The organism is Pseudomonas sp. JUb52 (assembly GCF_004341115.1).
In the GTDB taxonomy this organism is placed as follows: domain Bacteria; phylum Pseudomonadota; class Gammaproteobacteria; order Pseudomonadales; family Pseudomonadaceae; genus Chryseomonas; species Chryseomonas oryzihabitans.
In genome coordinates this window covers 401,738-417,993 of record NZ_SLYS01000004.1, presented here as the reverse complement: position 1 = coordinate 417,993, position 16,256 = coordinate 401,738, and the positions used below count along the sequence as shown (strand labels likewise).

Genomic DNA, 16,256 nt, shown 5'->3' with positions numbered 1-16,256 from the left:
TCGCCTTGTTTGGCTCTAGCTCGCGAGCCTTTGAGCAGGCTCTTACCCTTGTCTAGTTTCAGCCCTGGGCGTCGAGGTACTCGCTCGGCGAGACCCCCAGCACCCGGCGGAACATCCGGGTAAAGGCCGAGGGCGAGGCATAGCCGAGATCCAGGGCCACCCGCGTCACCGACTCGCCAGCGGCCAGCCGCGGCAGGGCCAGCATCAGCCGGGTGTGCTGGCGCCAGGTGGAAAAGCTGGTGCCGGTTTCCTTGAGAAACAGCCGGGCCAGGCTGCGCGAGCAGAGGTGCAGTTGCTGCGCCCAGGTCGCCAGCGCCGTGTCGTCGGCGGGATCGGCGTGCAGGCTGGTCTGGATGGTACGCAGGCGCCGGTCGGCCAAGGCCGGCAGGTGCAGCGCGGTCTCCTCGAGAAACACCAGTTCCGCCAGCATCAGCGCCCGTACGTGGCTGCCCAGCTCGGCTTCGCTGTAGGAGGCGCCGCCGCGTCTCAGGCAGCGCAGCAATTCGCGCAGCAGCGGCGAGATGAGCACCATGCGGGTAGCCGCCTGGGGACAGGGCAGGCCGTTCGGCAATTCGATGATCACCACCTGCAGGGTGGCCTCGCCGTTGGCCCGTGCCCGGTGCTCGATGCGCGGCGGGATCCAGATCGCCTGCTTGGGCGGCACATACCAGACCCCTTCGTGGGTGGTGACCTCCAGTACGCCGTTGACCGTGTACATCAGGTGCGCCTGATCGTGCACATGCGGTGGCCACACCTGGCCATGGGCGAAGGTGCCTAGCTTGGATACCAGCGGCCCGGCGGGCGGAACGGGGGCATCCGCAGCCACGCTCCGCGTCGGGTCGATTGTCTGTTCCTGCATAACAGCTGTCCGTTTCGGTTGGGCCGGGTCAAGGTGCCAGGGCCTAACCTGCAGCACTATGGCCAGAGCATCGGGCGCGCCCGGGGTGATCCCTCTGCACGCCGAAAACCTGCCTCTTGCGGGAGTGTCGCACAGAACACCCGCCGCTTGGCTTACCTGCCTGAACCATCAGGCCTGTATTTGAACTACCGTCCGATCGGTGGCAGCGTGGCACAGGGATCTGAGTGCCACGCTTTTTTATTCGCGACGATGCTTTGCTGGCGGCTTCACAAAGCCGTGGTTTGGCCATCGCCCAGTCTGCACGGCTTTGTTAGGTTCTGTCCTTGCCCATCATGGTGGCCCTATGCCATGGACCGACGCCTGACCGCCCTGATCACCTGCCTGAGCCTCGCCCTGGCCGTGCCCGCCCTCGCGCCGGCTGCCGAAAAGGCGACCCTCACCAAGACCTCCGCCAAGAGTCCGGCCCGCAAGGGGCAGGTCAAGCTCAAGGTGCGCAATGCCAGTGAAGGCCGCATCTTCGAGGTACGCAACGATTTCGACGTGCCCGTGCGGGTCGAACTGCGCCTGCAGCGCACCGTCAACGTGGCCGGTGCCGAGCGTCCCATCCGCCAGGTCATCGAGCCGCGCTCCACGGTGCAGCTGGCGGTGATCCGCAAGCGGCAGCAGGGCTTTCCCATGCACTTCGACCAGGCCTTCAGCTACAGTCCGCAGCTGCCGGTAGGCTCCCTGCCGGCGCTGGCGACCGGTGCGCCGGGCGGGGTTGATAACGGCATCGGCTATGGCTATGCCTGGCCCTGGCGCCAGGGCATCTACTACGTGACCCAGGGCGCGGGCGGCGATTTCAGCCACAACACGCCCAAGGGGCGCTATGCCGTGGACATCGCCATGCCCGAGGGCACCCCGATCAGCGCCGCCCGTGCCGGCACGGTGATCGACGTGGAAAACGGCCAGTTCGGCCATGGTCCCAATCCCTCCGGCAACTTCGTGCGCATCGCCCACGAGGACGGCAGCCAGAGCGCCTATCTGCACCTGCGCCGCGGGTCGGTCAAGGTGCGACCTGGCGAGCGGGTGGAGGTCGGTACGCCCCTCGCGGAGTCGGGCAATACCGGGCGCAGCACCGGCCCCCATCTGCACTTCGTGGTCCAGGCTCACGAAGGTGGTGAAATGGTCTCCATTCCCTTCCGCTTCGTGCGGCCGCTGGCGGCCCTGCCCAACATGGCGCTCGGCGACCGCTGAGTCCCTGCGCAAGGGCGTTCCAGACAGGCTGACGCCACGGGGTCCATAAGGCGACCAGGCTCCCGTTCGCCCGCAGAAATCCCTTGGCAGGAACCGGGTTGGTGGCGTTATGCTATCACCACGCTATTCCTCCAAGGCGCGGGTTCTACCGTGGCCTTCCCTTCCTTCAGGCTATGGATGCCGCTCCATGAAAGGATTCCTGGCCGCCCTGTGCGCCGGTGGGCGCAAGCGTGCTTTCCATCTGTTGGCATTGCTGCTGATCGCCCTCGACGGCCAGGCGCAGGTGCTGCGACTAGATGATCCGGGGCGCAGCTACGATCCGCGGCCGGCGCTGGAGATTCTCAAGGCGCCGGCCAGTCTGACCTTTGCCGAGGCCGCCGCCCGTCCACGCGGTGGCGAGGACGGCTGGCATGCGCCCGATGAACTGGAAATGCTGCTCCATGACGGCCGCCAGGGCCTCTGGCTGCGCTTCGCCATCCAGGGGCGTGACGACCAGGCCTGGTGGCTGATTCCGAGCTGGCCGGTGCTGGATCGCCTGGACCTGCGCACCCGCGATGCCGATGGCCACTGGAGTCCGCTGCAGCAGAGCGGCCTGGCCCTGCCGGCCTCGCAACGGACACTGCCCGGTCGCCAGCTGATGTTCGCCCTGGCGCCGACCGCCGGTGCGGTGGAGGAGGTCTACCTGCGACTGGATTCGCGAGAGACCTTTGTCCTGCCGCTGCGGCTGGTGACCCCGGCCGCCTATCTGCGCGAGGCGCAGCAGGATGCCTGGCTAATCGGCGGCTTCTTCGGCTGCCTGGTCACCATCCTCTTGCTGACCCTCACCCTGTGGGGCTTTGGCCGCCGCTCGGGCTTTGGCTGGTACGCCCTCTATCTGCTCAGCGTCATCGGCTATCAGGCGGTCACCACCGGCTACGGCGCCTGGCAACTCTGGCCGGAGAGTCCGGCCTTCGCCCTGCGTGCCCACCTGGTCTTTACCGCCCTGTGCTTTCTGAGTGGCGGGTTGTTCGTGCGCTATCTGCTCAGCCTCTATCACGGCGGTCGCTGGATCGATTTCGGCAATCGTCTGCTGATCGGCTACTGGAACGTGGCGCTGGTCATCACGCTGATCTGGCCGCATCTGCTGAGCTTCCAGGAAATGCTCGGCATGATGGCGCTGAGTTGCCTGGGGCTGCTGGGCACCACCACCTACCTGGCGCTGCGCGGCAGCCGCATGGCGCTGTGGTTCAGCGCCGCCTGGGCCCTGCTGCTGCTGGGTAGCTCGATCCAGCTGCTGGCGATCGCCGGCTGGCTGCCCGCCGACAGTCCGGCCTTCCACGGGCAGATGGCCGGCTTCGCCCTGGGCTTCGTGATGCTGTCGCTGGGGCTCACCGAAGGCCTGAGTTTGCAGCGCCGGGCGCGGATCGAGGCGCAGCGGCAGGCCCTGGAAGCCTCCAGTGCCCTGGCCCGGGAGCGCGAAGCCTCCTTTGTCGAACTGGAATTGCGGGTGGCGCTGCGCACCGTGGAGTTGCAGCAAGCCAAGGCCAGTCTCGAGCGGCTCAATCGCGAACTGCTGCACCAGAGCCAGACCGACTCCCTGACCGGGCTCGGTAATCGCCGGCATTTCGAACGGGTCTTCCAGCAGGAGATCCGCCGCGCCATCCGCGCCGAACGACCGCTGGCGGTGCTCTTGGTGGACATCGATCATTTCAAGGCGGTCAACGACACCCACGGCCACACCCTGGGCGACGAATGCCTGAGGTGCGTGGCCGAGGTGCTGCGCAGGCACGTCCAGCGGGCGGGGGAGGTAGCGGCGCGCTATGGCGGCGAGGAATTCGTCATCGCCTTGCCCGGGAGCGACCAGCAGGCGGCCCGGACGCTGGCGGAGCGCATCCGCCAGGAGGTGGCAGGGCTGGAGTTGCAGACCGAGCAGGGGCGCCTGCGGCCGTCGATCAGCGTCGGGGTCGCGGTGACCGTGCCGAGCAATCTCGAACACGGCCTGGGGCTTCTGGAAGACGCCGATCGGGCGCTCTATGCGGCCAAGCGCGGCGGGCGCAATCGCGTCTGCCTGAGCGATGGCCTGCCGGAACTGGGCAGCGGACGCGGCTGAGGCCGCGTCGACTCAGCGCTCTTCCGGCTGGCGCCGGCGGACGTCCTTGGGATCCAGCTTGATGACCTTGGCCAGGACGATCTTGGGGCCCTTCATCTTCTTGACGATGATGCGCAGGCCCTCGGCTTCCAGCACCGTCTCCTCTTCGGGGACGCGCTTCAGGCTGTCGTAGATCAGGCCGGCCAGGGTCTCGGCCTCGACGTGATCCAGATCGATACCCAGCAGTCGCTCGACCTTGAACAGCGGGGTGTCGCCGCGCACCAGCAGCTTGCCCGGCTGGTAGGCGACCACGCCGCGCTCGGTCTTGCGGTGTTCGTCCTGGATGTCGCCCACCAGCACCTCGAGCACGTCTTCCATGGTCAGGAAGCCGATGACCTTGTGGTCGGCTTCCTCCACCAGCACGAAGTGCGCGCCGCCGCGGCGGAATTGCTCCAGCAGGTCGGACAGCGGCATGTGCTTGGTCACCCGCTCCAGCGGATGCACCAGGTCGTCGAGGTCGAACGAAGCCGCTTCGCTGTCCAGGCCGGCGATGGCCAGCAGCAGGTCCTTGATGTGCAGGACCCCGGTAAAGGTCTGGCTGTCTTCGTCGTAGACCGGGTAGCGGCTGTACTTGGAGCGGCGGATCTGGGTGAGGATCTCGTCCAGGCTGGCCTTGCTGTCCAGGTAGATGAGGTCTTCGCGGGAATTGGCCCAGTCCACCACCTCCAGCTCGCCCAGCTCCACGGCCGAGGCCAACACCCGGCTGTCCGGGTCGGTGGCGCGGTTGGAGTGCAGGATCAGCTTGAGTTCGTCGCGACTGTAGTGGTGCTCGTGGTGCGCACCCGGCTCGCCCTGGCCGGCGATGCGCAGGATGCCGTTGGCGCTGGCGTTGAGCAGCCAGATGGCCGGATACATCAACCAGTAGAAGAGGTACAGCGGCACCGCCGTCCACAGCGAGAGCAGGTCCGGCTTGCGGATCGCCCAGGACTTGGGCGCCAGCTCGCCGACCACGATGTGCAGGTAGGAGATGATGAAGAAGGCCGAGAAGAAGGCGATGCCGTGGATCACCTCGGGGCTGCTGACGCCGACGGCGCCGAGCAGGGGTTCGAGCAATTCGGCGAAGGCCGGCTCGCCGACCCAGCCCAGGCCCAGGGAGGCCAGGGTGATGCCGAGCTGGCAGGCGGAGAGGTAGGCGTCGAGCTGGTTGTGCACCTTTTTGAGGATGCGCCCGCGCCAGCCGTGCTTCTTGGCGATGGCCTCCACGCGGGTGGCGCGCAGCTTGACCATGGCGAACTCGGCGGCGACGAAGAAGCCGTTGAGCAGCACGAGGAAGAAGGCGAAGAACACGAGGCCGAGATCGGCGAACAACGTCGAGGCGAGACTGGTGGAAGGGTCCATTAGGGCCGAGAGCTGGAAAAAGGTCGGCTAAGCATGGGGGCGGGGCAGGGCAGTTGCAAGATGTTGCGCCCGCCGGAGGGACGGGGCGCACCCCGGGCTGACGGACAGCCGCTCTGGCATCCCCCTTTGCCGGCGGGCCTTTTTCGCTAGGTCCAGCCTTCCAGACGCATGGTGGCCCGCACCAGGCGCTGCTCTTCCTGCTCGATCTCGCGCAGGCTGTCCCTGACGCTGTGGATGTGCTCGCGGGCGGCGGCGTGGGCCTCGTCGGGCAGGCGCTGGCTCACGGCGGCATAGAGGCGGGCATGCTGGGCGTCGATCTCGCGGCGCTGCGGTGGGCGATGGTAGAGATTGGCGATGCAGGCAAACACCGAACCCAGCAAGAGCTCGTTGAGCGATTGCAGGGTGTGCACCAGCACCGGGTTGTGCGAGGCCTCGCTGATCGCCAGGTGGAAGGCGTGATCGAGGCGGGCGTGGGTTTCCGCCGGCAGGGTGGCCGGGTCCTGGCAGGCGGCGCAGAGTTCATCGTAGCGGCGACCGATCAGCACCAGGTCGGCGGTGGTGGCGCGCAGCGCCGCCAGGCGCGCGGCTTCGCCTTCCAGCAGGGCGCGGACCTCCAAGAGGTCGTAGAGGGTGCGCGGCTGGCTGCTGAACAGGTGCAGCAGCGGATTCTCCGCCGCCGGGGCCGCCAGGCGGGCGACGAAGCTGCCCTGCCCGTGGCGGGTCTCGATGATGCCGCGGGCGCGCAGCAGGCCCAGGCCCTCGCGCAGGGCGGTGCGCGAGACGCCGAGCTTGTCGCACAGGCGCCGCTCGGACGGCAGCGGCTGACCGACCTTGAGCACCCCATCCACCACCAGGCGTTCGATCTGCTGACTGACGTTCTCGGCGACGGGAAGACGGGCGACGGGCGCGGACATGGCGAGTTCCTGCTGGTATGACCACGAGGTTTGGCGGTAGTGAGCCACTGGTGGAATCTGCCGTCAAGCCGGCTGAAAGCGGCTCATCCTTTGGTCGAAGAGGGCGCAAAAACTGGTATGACCAGTGCGCTGGACCATGGACGCCCCGCTTGCAGTCGGGGTACAACGAAGCCTTTCCAGCCAGAACAACAACAATGGCGGTTACCCGATGAGCTTGGTCTACGACGAACGTCTCGACGGCGCCTTGCCCCGCCCGGACAAGGCGCAACTGCTGCAGCGGTTGCGTGCCGAACTGCCCGAGCACTGCCTGCTGCACGACAGGGAAGATCTCAAACCCTACGAGTGCGATGGGCTCGCGGCCTATCGCACCACGCCGCTGCTGGTGGTGCTGCCAGAAACCGTGGAGCAGGTGCAGGCGACCCTGCGCCTCTGCCATGAGCTGCAGGTACCCCTGGTGGCCCGCGGCGCCGGCACTGGCCTGTCCGGCGGCGCCCTGCCGCTGGAGCAGGGCGTGCTGCTGGTGATGGCGCGCTTCAATCGCATCCTCGAGGTGGACCCCGACGGTCGCCGTGCGCGGGTCCAACCCGGGGTGCGCAACCTGGCCATCTCCCAAGCCGCGGCGCCCCATGACCTCTATTACGCGCCCGATCCCTCGTCGCAGATCGCCTGTTCCATCGGTGGCAACGTGGCCGAGAACGCCGGCGGCGTGCACTGCCTGAAATACGGTCTGACCGTGCACAACGTGCTGGCGGTGGAGATCGTCACCTTGGAAGGCGAACGCCTGACCCTGGGCGGCGGCGCCCTGGACAGCCCTGGCTTCGACCTGCTGGCGCTGTTCACCGGCTCCGAAGGGTTGCTCGGGGTGGTGGTGGAGGTGACCGTCAAGCTGCTGCCCAAGCCGCCCTGCGCCCGGGTGGTCATGGCCAGCTTCGCCGACATCGAGCGCGCCGGGGCGGCGGTGGCCGACATCATCGCCGCCGGCATCATCCCCGGTGGCCTGGAGATGATGGACAACCTGACCCTGAGAGCCGCCGAGGACTTCATCCACGCCGGCTACCCGGTGGACGCCGCCGCCATCCTGCTCTGCGAGCTGGACGGGGTGGAAGCCGACGTGGCCGCCGACATCGAGCGGGTCAGCGCCCTGCTGGCCACCGCCGGCGCCACCGAGATCCGCCTGGCCCGCGACGAGGCCGAGCGGCAGAAATTTTGGGCCGGGCGCAAGAACGCCTTTCCCGCCGTGGGGCGGCTGTCGCCCGACTACTACTGCATGGACGGCACCATCCCGCGTCGCGCCCTGCCCGAGGTGCTGCGCGGCATCGAGGCCTTGTCGGCGGAATACGGCCTGGCGGTGGGCAATGTCTTCCACGCCGGTGACGGCAACTTGCATCCGCTGATCCTCTTCGATGCCAATCGGCCCGGCGAGCTGGAGCAGGCCGAGGCCCTGGGCGGCCGCATCCTCGATCTCTGCGTGGCGGTGGGCGGCACCATCACCGGCGAACACGGCGTCGGTCGCGAGAAGATCAATGCCATGTGCACCCAGTTCCGGCCGGGCGAGCTGACCTTCTTCCATGCGGTAAAGGCCGCCTTCGACGCCCCCGGGCTGCTCAATCCCGGCAAGAACGTGCCGACCCTGCACCGCTGCGCCGAATTCGGCGGCCTGCACGTGCACCACGGCCAGTTGCCCCACCCCGAACTGGAGCGTTTCTGATGGATAGTCTGAACCTGCTCCTCGACCAGGTCCGCGAGGCCCTGGTCCGTCGCCAGCCGCTGCGCATCCATGGCGGCGACACCAAGGCCCGGCTGGGCCGTGCGGTGGAGGGCGAGCCGCTGGACGTCAGCGGCCATCGCGGTCTGGTGCACTACGATCCCACCGAACTGGTGGCCACGGTGCGCACCGGTACGCCGCTGGCCGAACTCAACGCCGCCCTGGCCGAACAGGGGCAGATGCTGCCCTGCGAACCGCCGCGGCTGGGGGAGGGCGCCACCGTCGGCGGCACCCTGGCCTGCGGTCTTTCCGGTCCGCGCCGCCCCTGGGCCGGCAGCCTGCGGGACTTCGTCCTGGGCACGCGCCTGATCACCGGCACCGGCGAACACCTGAGATTTGGCGGCGAGGTGATGAAGAATGTCGCCGGCTATGACGTCTCCCGGCTGTTGGCCGGTAGCCAGGGTTGCCTGGGGGTGATCACCGAGGTGTCCTTCAAGGTGCTGCCCAGGCCGCGCTGCACCCAGAGTCTGAGCCTGGAGCTGGACGCCGCGCGTGCCCTGCAGCGGCTGGCCGTCTGGGGCCGCGAAGCCCTGCCGATCTCGGCGGCCTGCCATGACGGCGAGCGGCTGCACCTGCGCCTGGAAGGCGGCGAGGGTTCGGTGCGCTCGGCGGCCGATCGCCTGGGCGGTGAGGCCCTGGGCGAAGGCTTCTGGGACGACCTCAACGAACAGCGGCTGGCCTTCTTCGAAGGGCCCGCACCCCTGTGGCGGCTGTCGGTGCCGGTCAACACCCCGCTGCTGGACCTACCCGGCAGCCGCTTATTGGATTGGGGCGGTGCCCAGTACTGGCTCAAGAGCGATGCCCCGGCCACCGTGCTGCGCGAGATCGCCGCGCGCGCCGGCGGCCATGCGCTCTGCTACACGCCGGACGCCGAGCGCGAGGCTCAGCATCCGCTGCCCGCCGCGCTGCTGGACTATCACCGCCGCCTCAAGGCGCGCCTGGACCCCCAGGGGATCTTCAATCCGGGTCGGCTGTACGCCGGGCTGTAGGGGAAAGACGTCATGCAAACCAATCTGAGTCCCGCCGCCCGCGAACTGCCCCGCGCCGCCGATGCCGAGCGGGTGCTGCGCAGCTGCGTGCACTGCGGCTTCTGCAATGCCACCTGCCCGACCTACCAGCTGCTCGGCGACGAGCTGGACGGTCCACGCGGGCGCATCTACCTGATCAAGGGCATGCTCGAAGGCGGCGAGGTCAGCGAAAAGACCCGCGAGCACCTCGACCGCTGCCTGACCTGCCGCAACTGCGAGACCACCTGTCCCTCGGGCGTCTCCTATCACGAACTGCTCGACATCGGCCGCGCCGAGGTGGAGCGCCGGGTACCGCGCCCGCTGGGCCAGCGCCTGCTGCGCGCCGGCCTGCGCCAGGTGCTGCCACAGCCACGCCTGTTCGGCGCGCTGCTGAAAAGCGGCCAGGCGCTGAAGCCGCTGTTGCCAGCCAGCGTCCAGGCCAAGTTGCCGGCGCGCATTGCCGCTCCGGGCGTGCGTCCGGAACTGCGCCATGCCCGGCGCATGCTGATCCTCGAAGGCTGCGTGCAGCCGGGGCTCTCGCCCAACACCAATGCCGCCACCGCACGGGTGCTGGATCGTCTCGGCATCAGCCTGGAGGCCGCGCCCCGTGCCGGCTGTTGCGGCGCGGTGGACTACCACCTCAATGCCCAGGAGGCCGGACTCGACCGCGCCCGGCGCAACATCGACGCCTGGTGGCCGGCGCTGCAGGGCGGCACCGAAGCCATCATCCAGACCGCCAGCGGCTGCGGCGCCTTCGTCAAGGAATACGCCAGCCTGCTCAAGGACGATCCGGCCTATGCGGCCAAGGCGCGGGAAGTCTCGGCGCGTACCCGTGACCTGGTGGAGGTGCTGCGCGAGCTGCCGCTGGAAGAGCTGCAGCTAGAGGACACCCCGCGACTGGCCTTCCACTGTCCCTGCACCCTGCAGCACGCCCAGCGCCTGGGCGGCGCCGTGGAAGGCGTCCTGCAGCGCCTCGGCTTTCCGCTGGCGCCGGTGCCCGACGGCCACCTCTGCTGTGGCTCGGCCGGCACCTATTCGCTGACCCAGCCGGACTTGTCGCGGCGGCTGCGCGACGCCAAGCTTGACGCCCTGGAGAGCGGTCACCCCGAGGTGATCGCCACCGCCAACATCGGCTGCCAGAGCCATCTCGACGGCGCCGGGCGGACTCCCGTGCGCCACTGGATCGAAATCCTCGACGCGGCCCTGGCCGCTCCGACTCAACCCTGAACCCTGGAGGCCCCATGAAGACCAAAGCCGTGCTCACCCTTGCCGAGATCGACATCCTGCTGGCCGCCGGTCGCGCCGAAGCCGAGCGCCAGGGCTGGGCCGTGTGCATCGCCGTGGCCGACGACGGCGGTCATCCGCTGGCCCTGCTGCGCCTCGACGGCGCCGCGCCCAACAGCGCCTACATCGCCCCGGAAAAGGCCCGCAGCGCCGCCCTGGCGCGCAAGGAGTCCAAGGTGCTGGAAGAGATGATCAACAACGGCCGCACCGCCTTTCTCAGCGCCCCGCTGATGCAGGGCATGCTCGAAGGTGGGGTGCCCATCCTGGTGGACGGCCAGGTGGTGGGCGCCGTCGGCGTCTCGGGCGTCAAGGCGCCGGAAGATGCCCAGGTCGCGAAAGCCGCCATCGCCGCGCTCAACTGAATTCACAGCTTCATATCAAGGAAAGCCATCATGACCGACCGTACTACCCTGGGCCGCCTGCAGGTGGCCACCGAGCTGCAGCGCTTCATCGACGAGGAAGTGCTGCCCGGCACCGGGCTCGACACCGCCGCCTTCTGGTCGGGCGTGGACCAGCTGGTGCACGAGCTGGCACCGCGCAATCGCGAACTGCTGGCCGAGCGGGATCGCCTGCAGGTGGAACTGGACAACTGGCACAGCGCCCATCCCGGTCCGGTCACCGATCTGCCCGCCTACCAGGCCTTCCTCGAACGCATTGGCTATCTGCAGCCGGTCCCCGGCCAGGTGCAGGCCTCGACGGCCGGGGTCGACCGCGAGATCGCCGAACAGGCCGGTCCGCAACTGGTGGTGCCGGTGCTCAACGCCCGCTACGCCCTGAACGCCGCCAACGCCCGCTGGGGGTCGCTGTACGACGCCCTCTATGGCACCGACGCCCTGCCCGAAACCGATGGCGCCGAGCGCGGCAAGGGCTACAACCCCGCCCGTGGCGCCAAGGTGGTGGCCTTCGCCCGCCAGGTGCTGGACGGCGTGGCCCCCCTGGCCAGCGGCTCGCACCGGGACGCCACCGCCTACCGCATCCAGGACGGCCGCCTGGTGGTGGACCTCAAGAGCGGTACCAGCGAACTGGCCGATCCGGCCGCCTTCGTCGGTTACCAGGGCGATGCCGCCGCACCTTCGGCCGTACTGCTGCGCCACAACGGCCTGCACCTGGAGATCCAGATCGACCGCGACAGCAGCATCGGCAAGACTGACGCCGCCGGTGTCAAGGATCTGCTGATGGAGGCTGCGGTCAGCACCATCATGGACCTGGAAGACTCCATCGCCGCGGTGGATGCCGCCGACAAGGTGCTGGCCTATCGCAACTGGCTGGGCCTGATGAAGGGCGACCTGGCCGAAGAGGTCAGCAAGGGCGGCGAGACCTTCACCCGCCGCCTCAACCCCGATCGCGAGTATCAGGGCGCCGACGGCCAGCCGCTGAGCCTGCACGGACGCTCGCTGCTGTTCATCCGCAACGTTGGTCACCTGATGACCAATCCGGCGGTGCTGCTGGAAGACGGCCGCGAGATCCCCGAGGGCATCCTCGACGCCGTGGTCACCGTGACCATCGCCCTGCACGACCTCAAGCGCCAGGGCAATTCCCGCAGCGGCTCGGTGTACATCGTCAAACCCAAGATGCACGGCCCGGCCGAGGTGGCCTTCGCCGTCCAGCTGTTCGACCGTGTCGAGGCCCTGCTGGGGCTGCCGGCCAACACCGTCAAGCTGGGCATCATGGACGAGGAGCGGCGCACCAGCGTCAACCTCAAGGCCTGCATCCATGCCGCCGCGGCGCGGGTGGCCTTCATCAATACCGGCTTCCTCGACCGCACCGGCGACGAGATGCACACCGCCATGCTGGCCGGCCCCATGCTGCGCAAGGGCGACATGAAGACCTCCAAATGGATCACCGCCTACGAGCGCAACAACGTGCTGGTCGGCCTGGCCTGTGGGCTGCGGGGCAAGGCGCAGATCGGCAAGGGCATGTGGGCCATGCCCGATCTGATGGCGGCCATGCTGGAGCAAAAGATCGGCCACCCCAAGGCCGGCGCCAACACCGCCTGGGTACCGTCGCCCACCGCCGCCGTGCTGCACGCCCTGCATTACCACCAGGTCAACGTCCAGCAGGTGCAGCAGGAGCTGGAGCGCAGCGATGTCGACGCCGCCCGCGGCGAATTGCTCGCCGGGCTGCTCAGCGTACCGGTGGCCGAATCGCCGGACTGGTCCGCCGAGGCCATCCAGCAGGAGCTGGACAACAACTGCCAGGGCATCCTCGGCTACGTGGTGCGCTGGGTCGACCAGGGCGTGGGCTGCTCCAAGGTGCCCGACATCCATGACGTCGGCCTGATGGAAGACCGTGCTACCCTGCGCATCTCCAGCCAGCACATCGCCAACTGGCTGCACCACGGCGTGGTCAGCGCCGAACAGGTGGACGAGACGCTGCAGCGCATGGCCAAGGTGGTCGACGGCCAGAACGCCGGCGACGCCCTCTACGAGCCTATGGCCGGTCACTTCGACACGTCCTACGCCTATCGCGCCGCCCGCGACCTCATCTTCAAGGGCCGCGAGCAGCCCAGCGGCTACACCGAGCCGCTGCTGCACGCCTGGCGCCTGAAGAAGAAAGCCGGCGCCTGATCCGGCCAGGGCTCCCGTCCGGCGCGGGCGGGAGCCACTTCCCCAGGTGCGGTGCCGGTGGTCCTCCGACCACCGCCCCTTCCCTTGCCACTGGCGAATTTTTATACTATTGGGTCCCCCGTTCCCGGGATCATCATCGCCACGAGGAAGACCATGGCCCGCGTTACTGTCGAAGACTGCCTGGACAACGTAGACAACCGATTCGAGCTGGTCATGCTCGCCACCAAGCGCTCGCGCCAGCTGGCCACCGGCGGCAAGGAGCCCAAGGTACCGTGGGACAACGACAAGCCCACCGTCGTCGCCCTGCGCGAGATCGCCGAAGGCCTGGTCGACGAAGAAGTCATCCGTCTTGACGACATCGTCGAAGAAGAGCCGCTGTTCGCCGCCTTCGAAGTCAACGAAGAAGCGGACGGCGAGGCCCTCTAAGCCATGGCCGCCGAGCCTGCGTATGGTGACGTCCACCCGACCGGCATCGACCTGCTGGCCGAGCGTCTGGCGGACTACCTGACCCCCGACCAGGTCAATCTGGTACGGCGGGCCTACTACTACGCCGAGCAGGCTCACGACGGGCAGCGCCGCCGCAGCGGCGAGCCCTATGTCACCCATCCGCTGGCCGTCGCCAACATCCTCGCCGACATGCACATGGACCATCAGAGCCTGATGGCGGCCATGCTGCACGACGTGATCGAGGACACCGGCATCGCCAAGGAAGCCCTGGCCGGCCAGTTCGGCGAGACGGTGGCGGAGCTGGTGGACGGGGTCAGCAAGCTGACCCAGATGAAGTTCGAGACCAAGGCCGAGGCCCAGGCGGAGAACTTCCAGAAGATGACCATGGCGATGTCCAAGGACATCCGCGTCATCCTGGTCAAGCTGGCCGACCGGCTGCACAACATGCGCACCCTGGACGCCATGCCGCCGGACAAGAGCCGGCGCATCGCCAAGGAAACCCTGGAAATCTACGCGCCCATCGCCAACCGGCTGGGCATGCACGATTTCTATGTGGAATTCGAGGACCTGGGTTTTCGCGCCATGCACCCGATGCGCGCCGAACGCATCCAGCGGGCGGTCAAGACCGCGCGGGGCAACCGCCGCGAGATCCTCGGCAAGATCCAGGAATCCCTGGCCAATTGTCTGGCCCGCGACGGCCTGGACGGCGAGGTGGTCGGACGCGAAAAGCACCTGCACAGCATCTACCAGAAGATGCGCGGCAAGCGTAAGTCGTTCAACGAGATCATGGACGTCTACGGCTTCCGCATCATCGTCGACAAGGTCGATACCTGCTACCGCGTGCTCGGCGCGGTGCACAATCTCTACAAGCCGTTCCCGGGGCGCTTCAAGGACTACATCGCCATCCCCAAGGCCAACGGCTACCAGTCCCTGCACACCACCCTGTTTGGCATGCACGGCGTGCCCATCGAGATCCAGATCCGCACCCGCGAGATGGAAGAGATGGCCAACAACGGCATCGCCGCCCATGGCCTGTACAAGGCCGGCGGCGACGAGCCGCGCGCCAGTCACCTGCGCGCCCGCCAGTGGGTGAAGGGCATCCTCGAGTTGCAGCAGCGCGCGGGCAACTCTCTGGAATTCATCGAGAACGTGAAGATCGACCTCTTTCCCGACGAGGTCTACGTCTTCACCCCCAAGGGCCGCATCATGGAGCTGCCCAAGGGCTCCACGGCCGTGGACTTCGCCTACGCGGTGCACACCGACGTCGGCAACAGCTGCATCGCCTGCCGCATCAACCGCCGCCTGGCACCGCTGTCGCAGCCGCTGGGCAGCGGCGAGACGGTGGAGATCGTCACCGCCCCCGGTGCCCGGCCCAATCCGGCCTGGCTCAACTTCGTGGTCACCGGCAAGGCGCGCACCAACATCCGTCATGCGCTCAAACAGCAGCGTCGCTCCGAGTCCATCAGCCTCGGCGAGCGGTTGCTGAACAAGGCGCTGTCCGGCTTCGGCACCCAGCTGTCGAAGATCTCGCCGATGCGCATCCTCTCGGTGCTGGGCGAATACAAGGGCGTGGTGCTGGAAGACCTGCTCGAAGAGATTGGCCTGGGCAACCGCATGGCCTATGTGGTGGCACGCCGCCTGGTGTCCGGCAGCGAGCAGGAAGAGCCGCTGGAACCCCAGGCCAGCACCGCGCCCCAGGGACCGCTGGCCATTCGCGGCACCGAAGGCCTGGTGATCAGCTACGCCAAGTGCTGTACGCCGATTCCGGGCGATCCCATTGTCGGTCACTTGTCGGCCGGCAAGGGCATGGTGATCCACCTGGAAAACTGTCGGAACATCGCCGAATTCCGGCACAACAGCGAAAAGTGCATCGTGCTCAACTGGGCAAAGGACGTCACCGGTGAATTCAGCGTCGAATTGCGCGTCCAGCTGGAGCACCAGCGCGGCCTGATCGCCATGCTGGCCAACAACGTCACCGCCGCGGACGCCAACGTCGAGAAGATCGGCATGAACGAGCGTGACGGCCGGGTCAGCGTGGTCCAGCTGGTGGTCAGCGTGCGTGATCGCGTGCACCTGGCGCGGGTGATCAAGAAGCTGCGTACCCTCAAGGGCGTGGCCGGTATCACTCGGGTTCGCAGCTGAGGTTGCAGCGGATCGCCACCGGCTTGCAGAATCGGGCCTTTCCCGCACAGGAGCGACCCATGAGCAAGCAAGTGATCCACACCGACAAGGCGCCCGCCGCCATTGGCACCTATTCCCAGGCGATCAAGGTCGGTGACACCGTCTATCTCTCCGGGCAGATCCCGCTCAATCCGACCAGCATGGAGCTGGTGGACGGCTTCGAAGCCCAGGTGGTCCAGGTCTTCGAGAACCTCAAGTCCGTCGCTGAAGCCGCGGGCGGTTCGCTGGCCGATATCGTCAAGCTGAACATCTTCCTCATCGACCTCGCCCATTTCGCCACCGTCAACGAGATCATGGGTCGCTACTTCCAGCAGCCCTATCCGGCGCGCGCCGCCATTGGCGTGGCCGCACTGCCGAAGGGTTCCCAGGTGGAAATGGACGGGGTGTTGGTGCTGGGTTGACCCGCCATCGCGGTTAATCCCAGCCAGGCTATCGCGGCCATAAGCCGCTCCTACAAAAGCATCAATCTCCTGTAGGAGCGGCCGCATCGGCGGACCGCCATGGCCGCGATAGCCCAAAAATGAAAAAGC

At 67.7% G+C, this 16,256-nt stretch carries 13 protein-coding genes; 10 read left to right on the top strand and 3 right to left on the bottom strand.

Annotated elements, in window-relative coordinates; genetic code table 11:
- Positions 1–58 precede the first annotated feature (58 nt).
- Positions 59–859 carry an AraC family transcriptional regulator gene (locus tag EC839_RS09790; protein ID WP_007161475.1) on the bottom strand — a complete coding sequence of 267 codons (801 nt, stop codon included), beginning with the start codon at positions 857–859 and terminating at the stop codon, positions 59–61.
- 348 nt (positions 860–1,207) lie between these two features.
- On the opposite strand from EC839_RS09790, the gene EC839_RS09785 reads away from it, so the two are divergent.
- Together EC839_RS09785 and EC839_RS09780 are read left to right on the top strand one after the other, a co-directional pair.
- A complete protein-coding gene (locus tag EC839_RS09785) occupies positions 1,208–2,095 on the top strand; it encodes a M23 family metallopeptidase (RefSeq protein WP_007161474.1) in 888 nt (295 codons plus the stop codon).
- 187 nt (positions 2,096–2,282) lie between these two features.
- On the top strand, positions 2,283–4,184 hold the full coding sequence (locus tag EC839_RS09780; RefSeq protein ID WP_007161473.1) for a diguanylate cyclase: 1,902 nt from the start codon (positions 2,283–2,285) through the stop codon (positions 4,182–4,184).
- 12 nt (positions 4,185–4,196) lie between these two features.
- Here EC839_RS09780 and EC839_RS09775 read toward each other — a convergent pair whose 3' ends face one another.
- Positions 4,197–5,561: a hemolysin family protein gene (locus EC839_RS09775; protein WP_042135189.1), complete on the bottom strand. Its 1,365-nt coding sequence runs from the start codon at positions 5,559–5,561 to the stop codon at positions 4,197–4,199.
- Positions 5,562–5,707: 146 nt separating this feature from the next.
- Complete coding sequence (gene glcC / locus EC839_RS09770; protein ID WP_007161471.1) at positions 5,708–6,475, bottom strand: transcriptional regulator GlcC; 768 nt, start codon at positions 6,473–6,475, stop codon at positions 5,708–5,710.
- A 208-nt stretch (positions 6,476–6,683) separates the two neighbouring features.
- Here glcC and glcD point away from each other — a divergent pair, with 208 nt between their 5' ends.
- The 8 genes from glcD to EC839_RS09730 all read left to right on the top strand — a co-directional run bounded on the left by glcD (position 6,684) and on the right by EC839_RS09730 (position 16,127).
- Positions 6,684–8,183 (top strand): glycolate oxidase subunit GlcD, encoded by a 1,500-nt coding sequence (gene glcD / locus EC839_RS09765; RefSeq protein ID WP_007161470.1) that lies wholly within the window; start codon positions 6,684–6,686, stop codon positions 8,181–8,183.
- The gene (gene glcE, locus EC839_RS09760; RefSeq protein ID WP_007161469.1) at positions 8,183–9,229 is read left to right on the top strand and encodes a glycolate oxidase subunit GlcE; all 1,047 of its coding nucleotides are present in this window, start codon (positions 8,183–8,185) and stop codon (positions 9,227–9,229) included. Before glcD ends, glcE begins: the two co-directional genes overlap by 1 nt.
- Positions 9,230–9,241: 12 nt before the next feature.
- Positions 9,242–10,474 carry a glycolate oxidase subunit GlcF gene (gene glcF / locus EC839_RS09755; protein WP_007161468.1) on the top strand — a complete coding sequence of 411 codons (1,233 nt, stop codon included), beginning with the start codon at positions 9,242–9,244 and terminating at the stop codon, positions 10,472–10,474.
- Positions 10,475–10,488: 14 nt separating this feature from the next.
- Positions 10,489–10,893, top strand: a complete 405-nt coding sequence (locus tag EC839_RS09750; protein WP_007161467.1) for a heme-binding protein — start codon at positions 10,489–10,491, stop codon at positions 10,891–10,893.
- Between the two features lie 30 nt (positions 10,894–10,923).
- Complete coding sequence (locus EC839_RS09745; protein ID WP_007161466.1) at positions 10,924–13,098, top strand: malate synthase G; 2,175 nt, start codon at positions 10,924–10,926, stop codon at positions 13,096–13,098.
- 153 nt (positions 13,099–13,251) lie between these two features.
- Entirely contained in the window at positions 13,252–13,524 is a 273-nt protein-coding gene (gene rpoZ / locus EC839_RS09740) for a DNA-directed RNA polymerase subunit omega (RefSeq protein WP_007161465.1), read from the top strand.
- Positions 13,525–13,527: 3 nt separating this feature from the next.
- On the top strand, positions 13,528–15,687 hold the full coding sequence (gene spoT / locus EC839_RS09735) for a bifunctional GTP diphosphokinase/guanosine-3',5'-bis pyrophosphate 3'-pyrophosphohydrolase (protein ID WP_007161464.1): 2,160 nt from the start codon (positions 13,528–13,530) through the stop codon (positions 15,685–15,687).
- Between the two features lie 59 nt (positions 15,688–15,746).
- The gene (locus EC839_RS09730) at positions 15,747–16,127 is read left to right on the top strand and encodes a RidA family protein (RefSeq protein ID WP_007161463.1); all 381 of its coding nucleotides are present in this window, start codon (positions 15,747–15,749) and stop codon (positions 16,125–16,127) included.
- Positions 16,128–16,256: the final 129 nt, after the last annotated feature.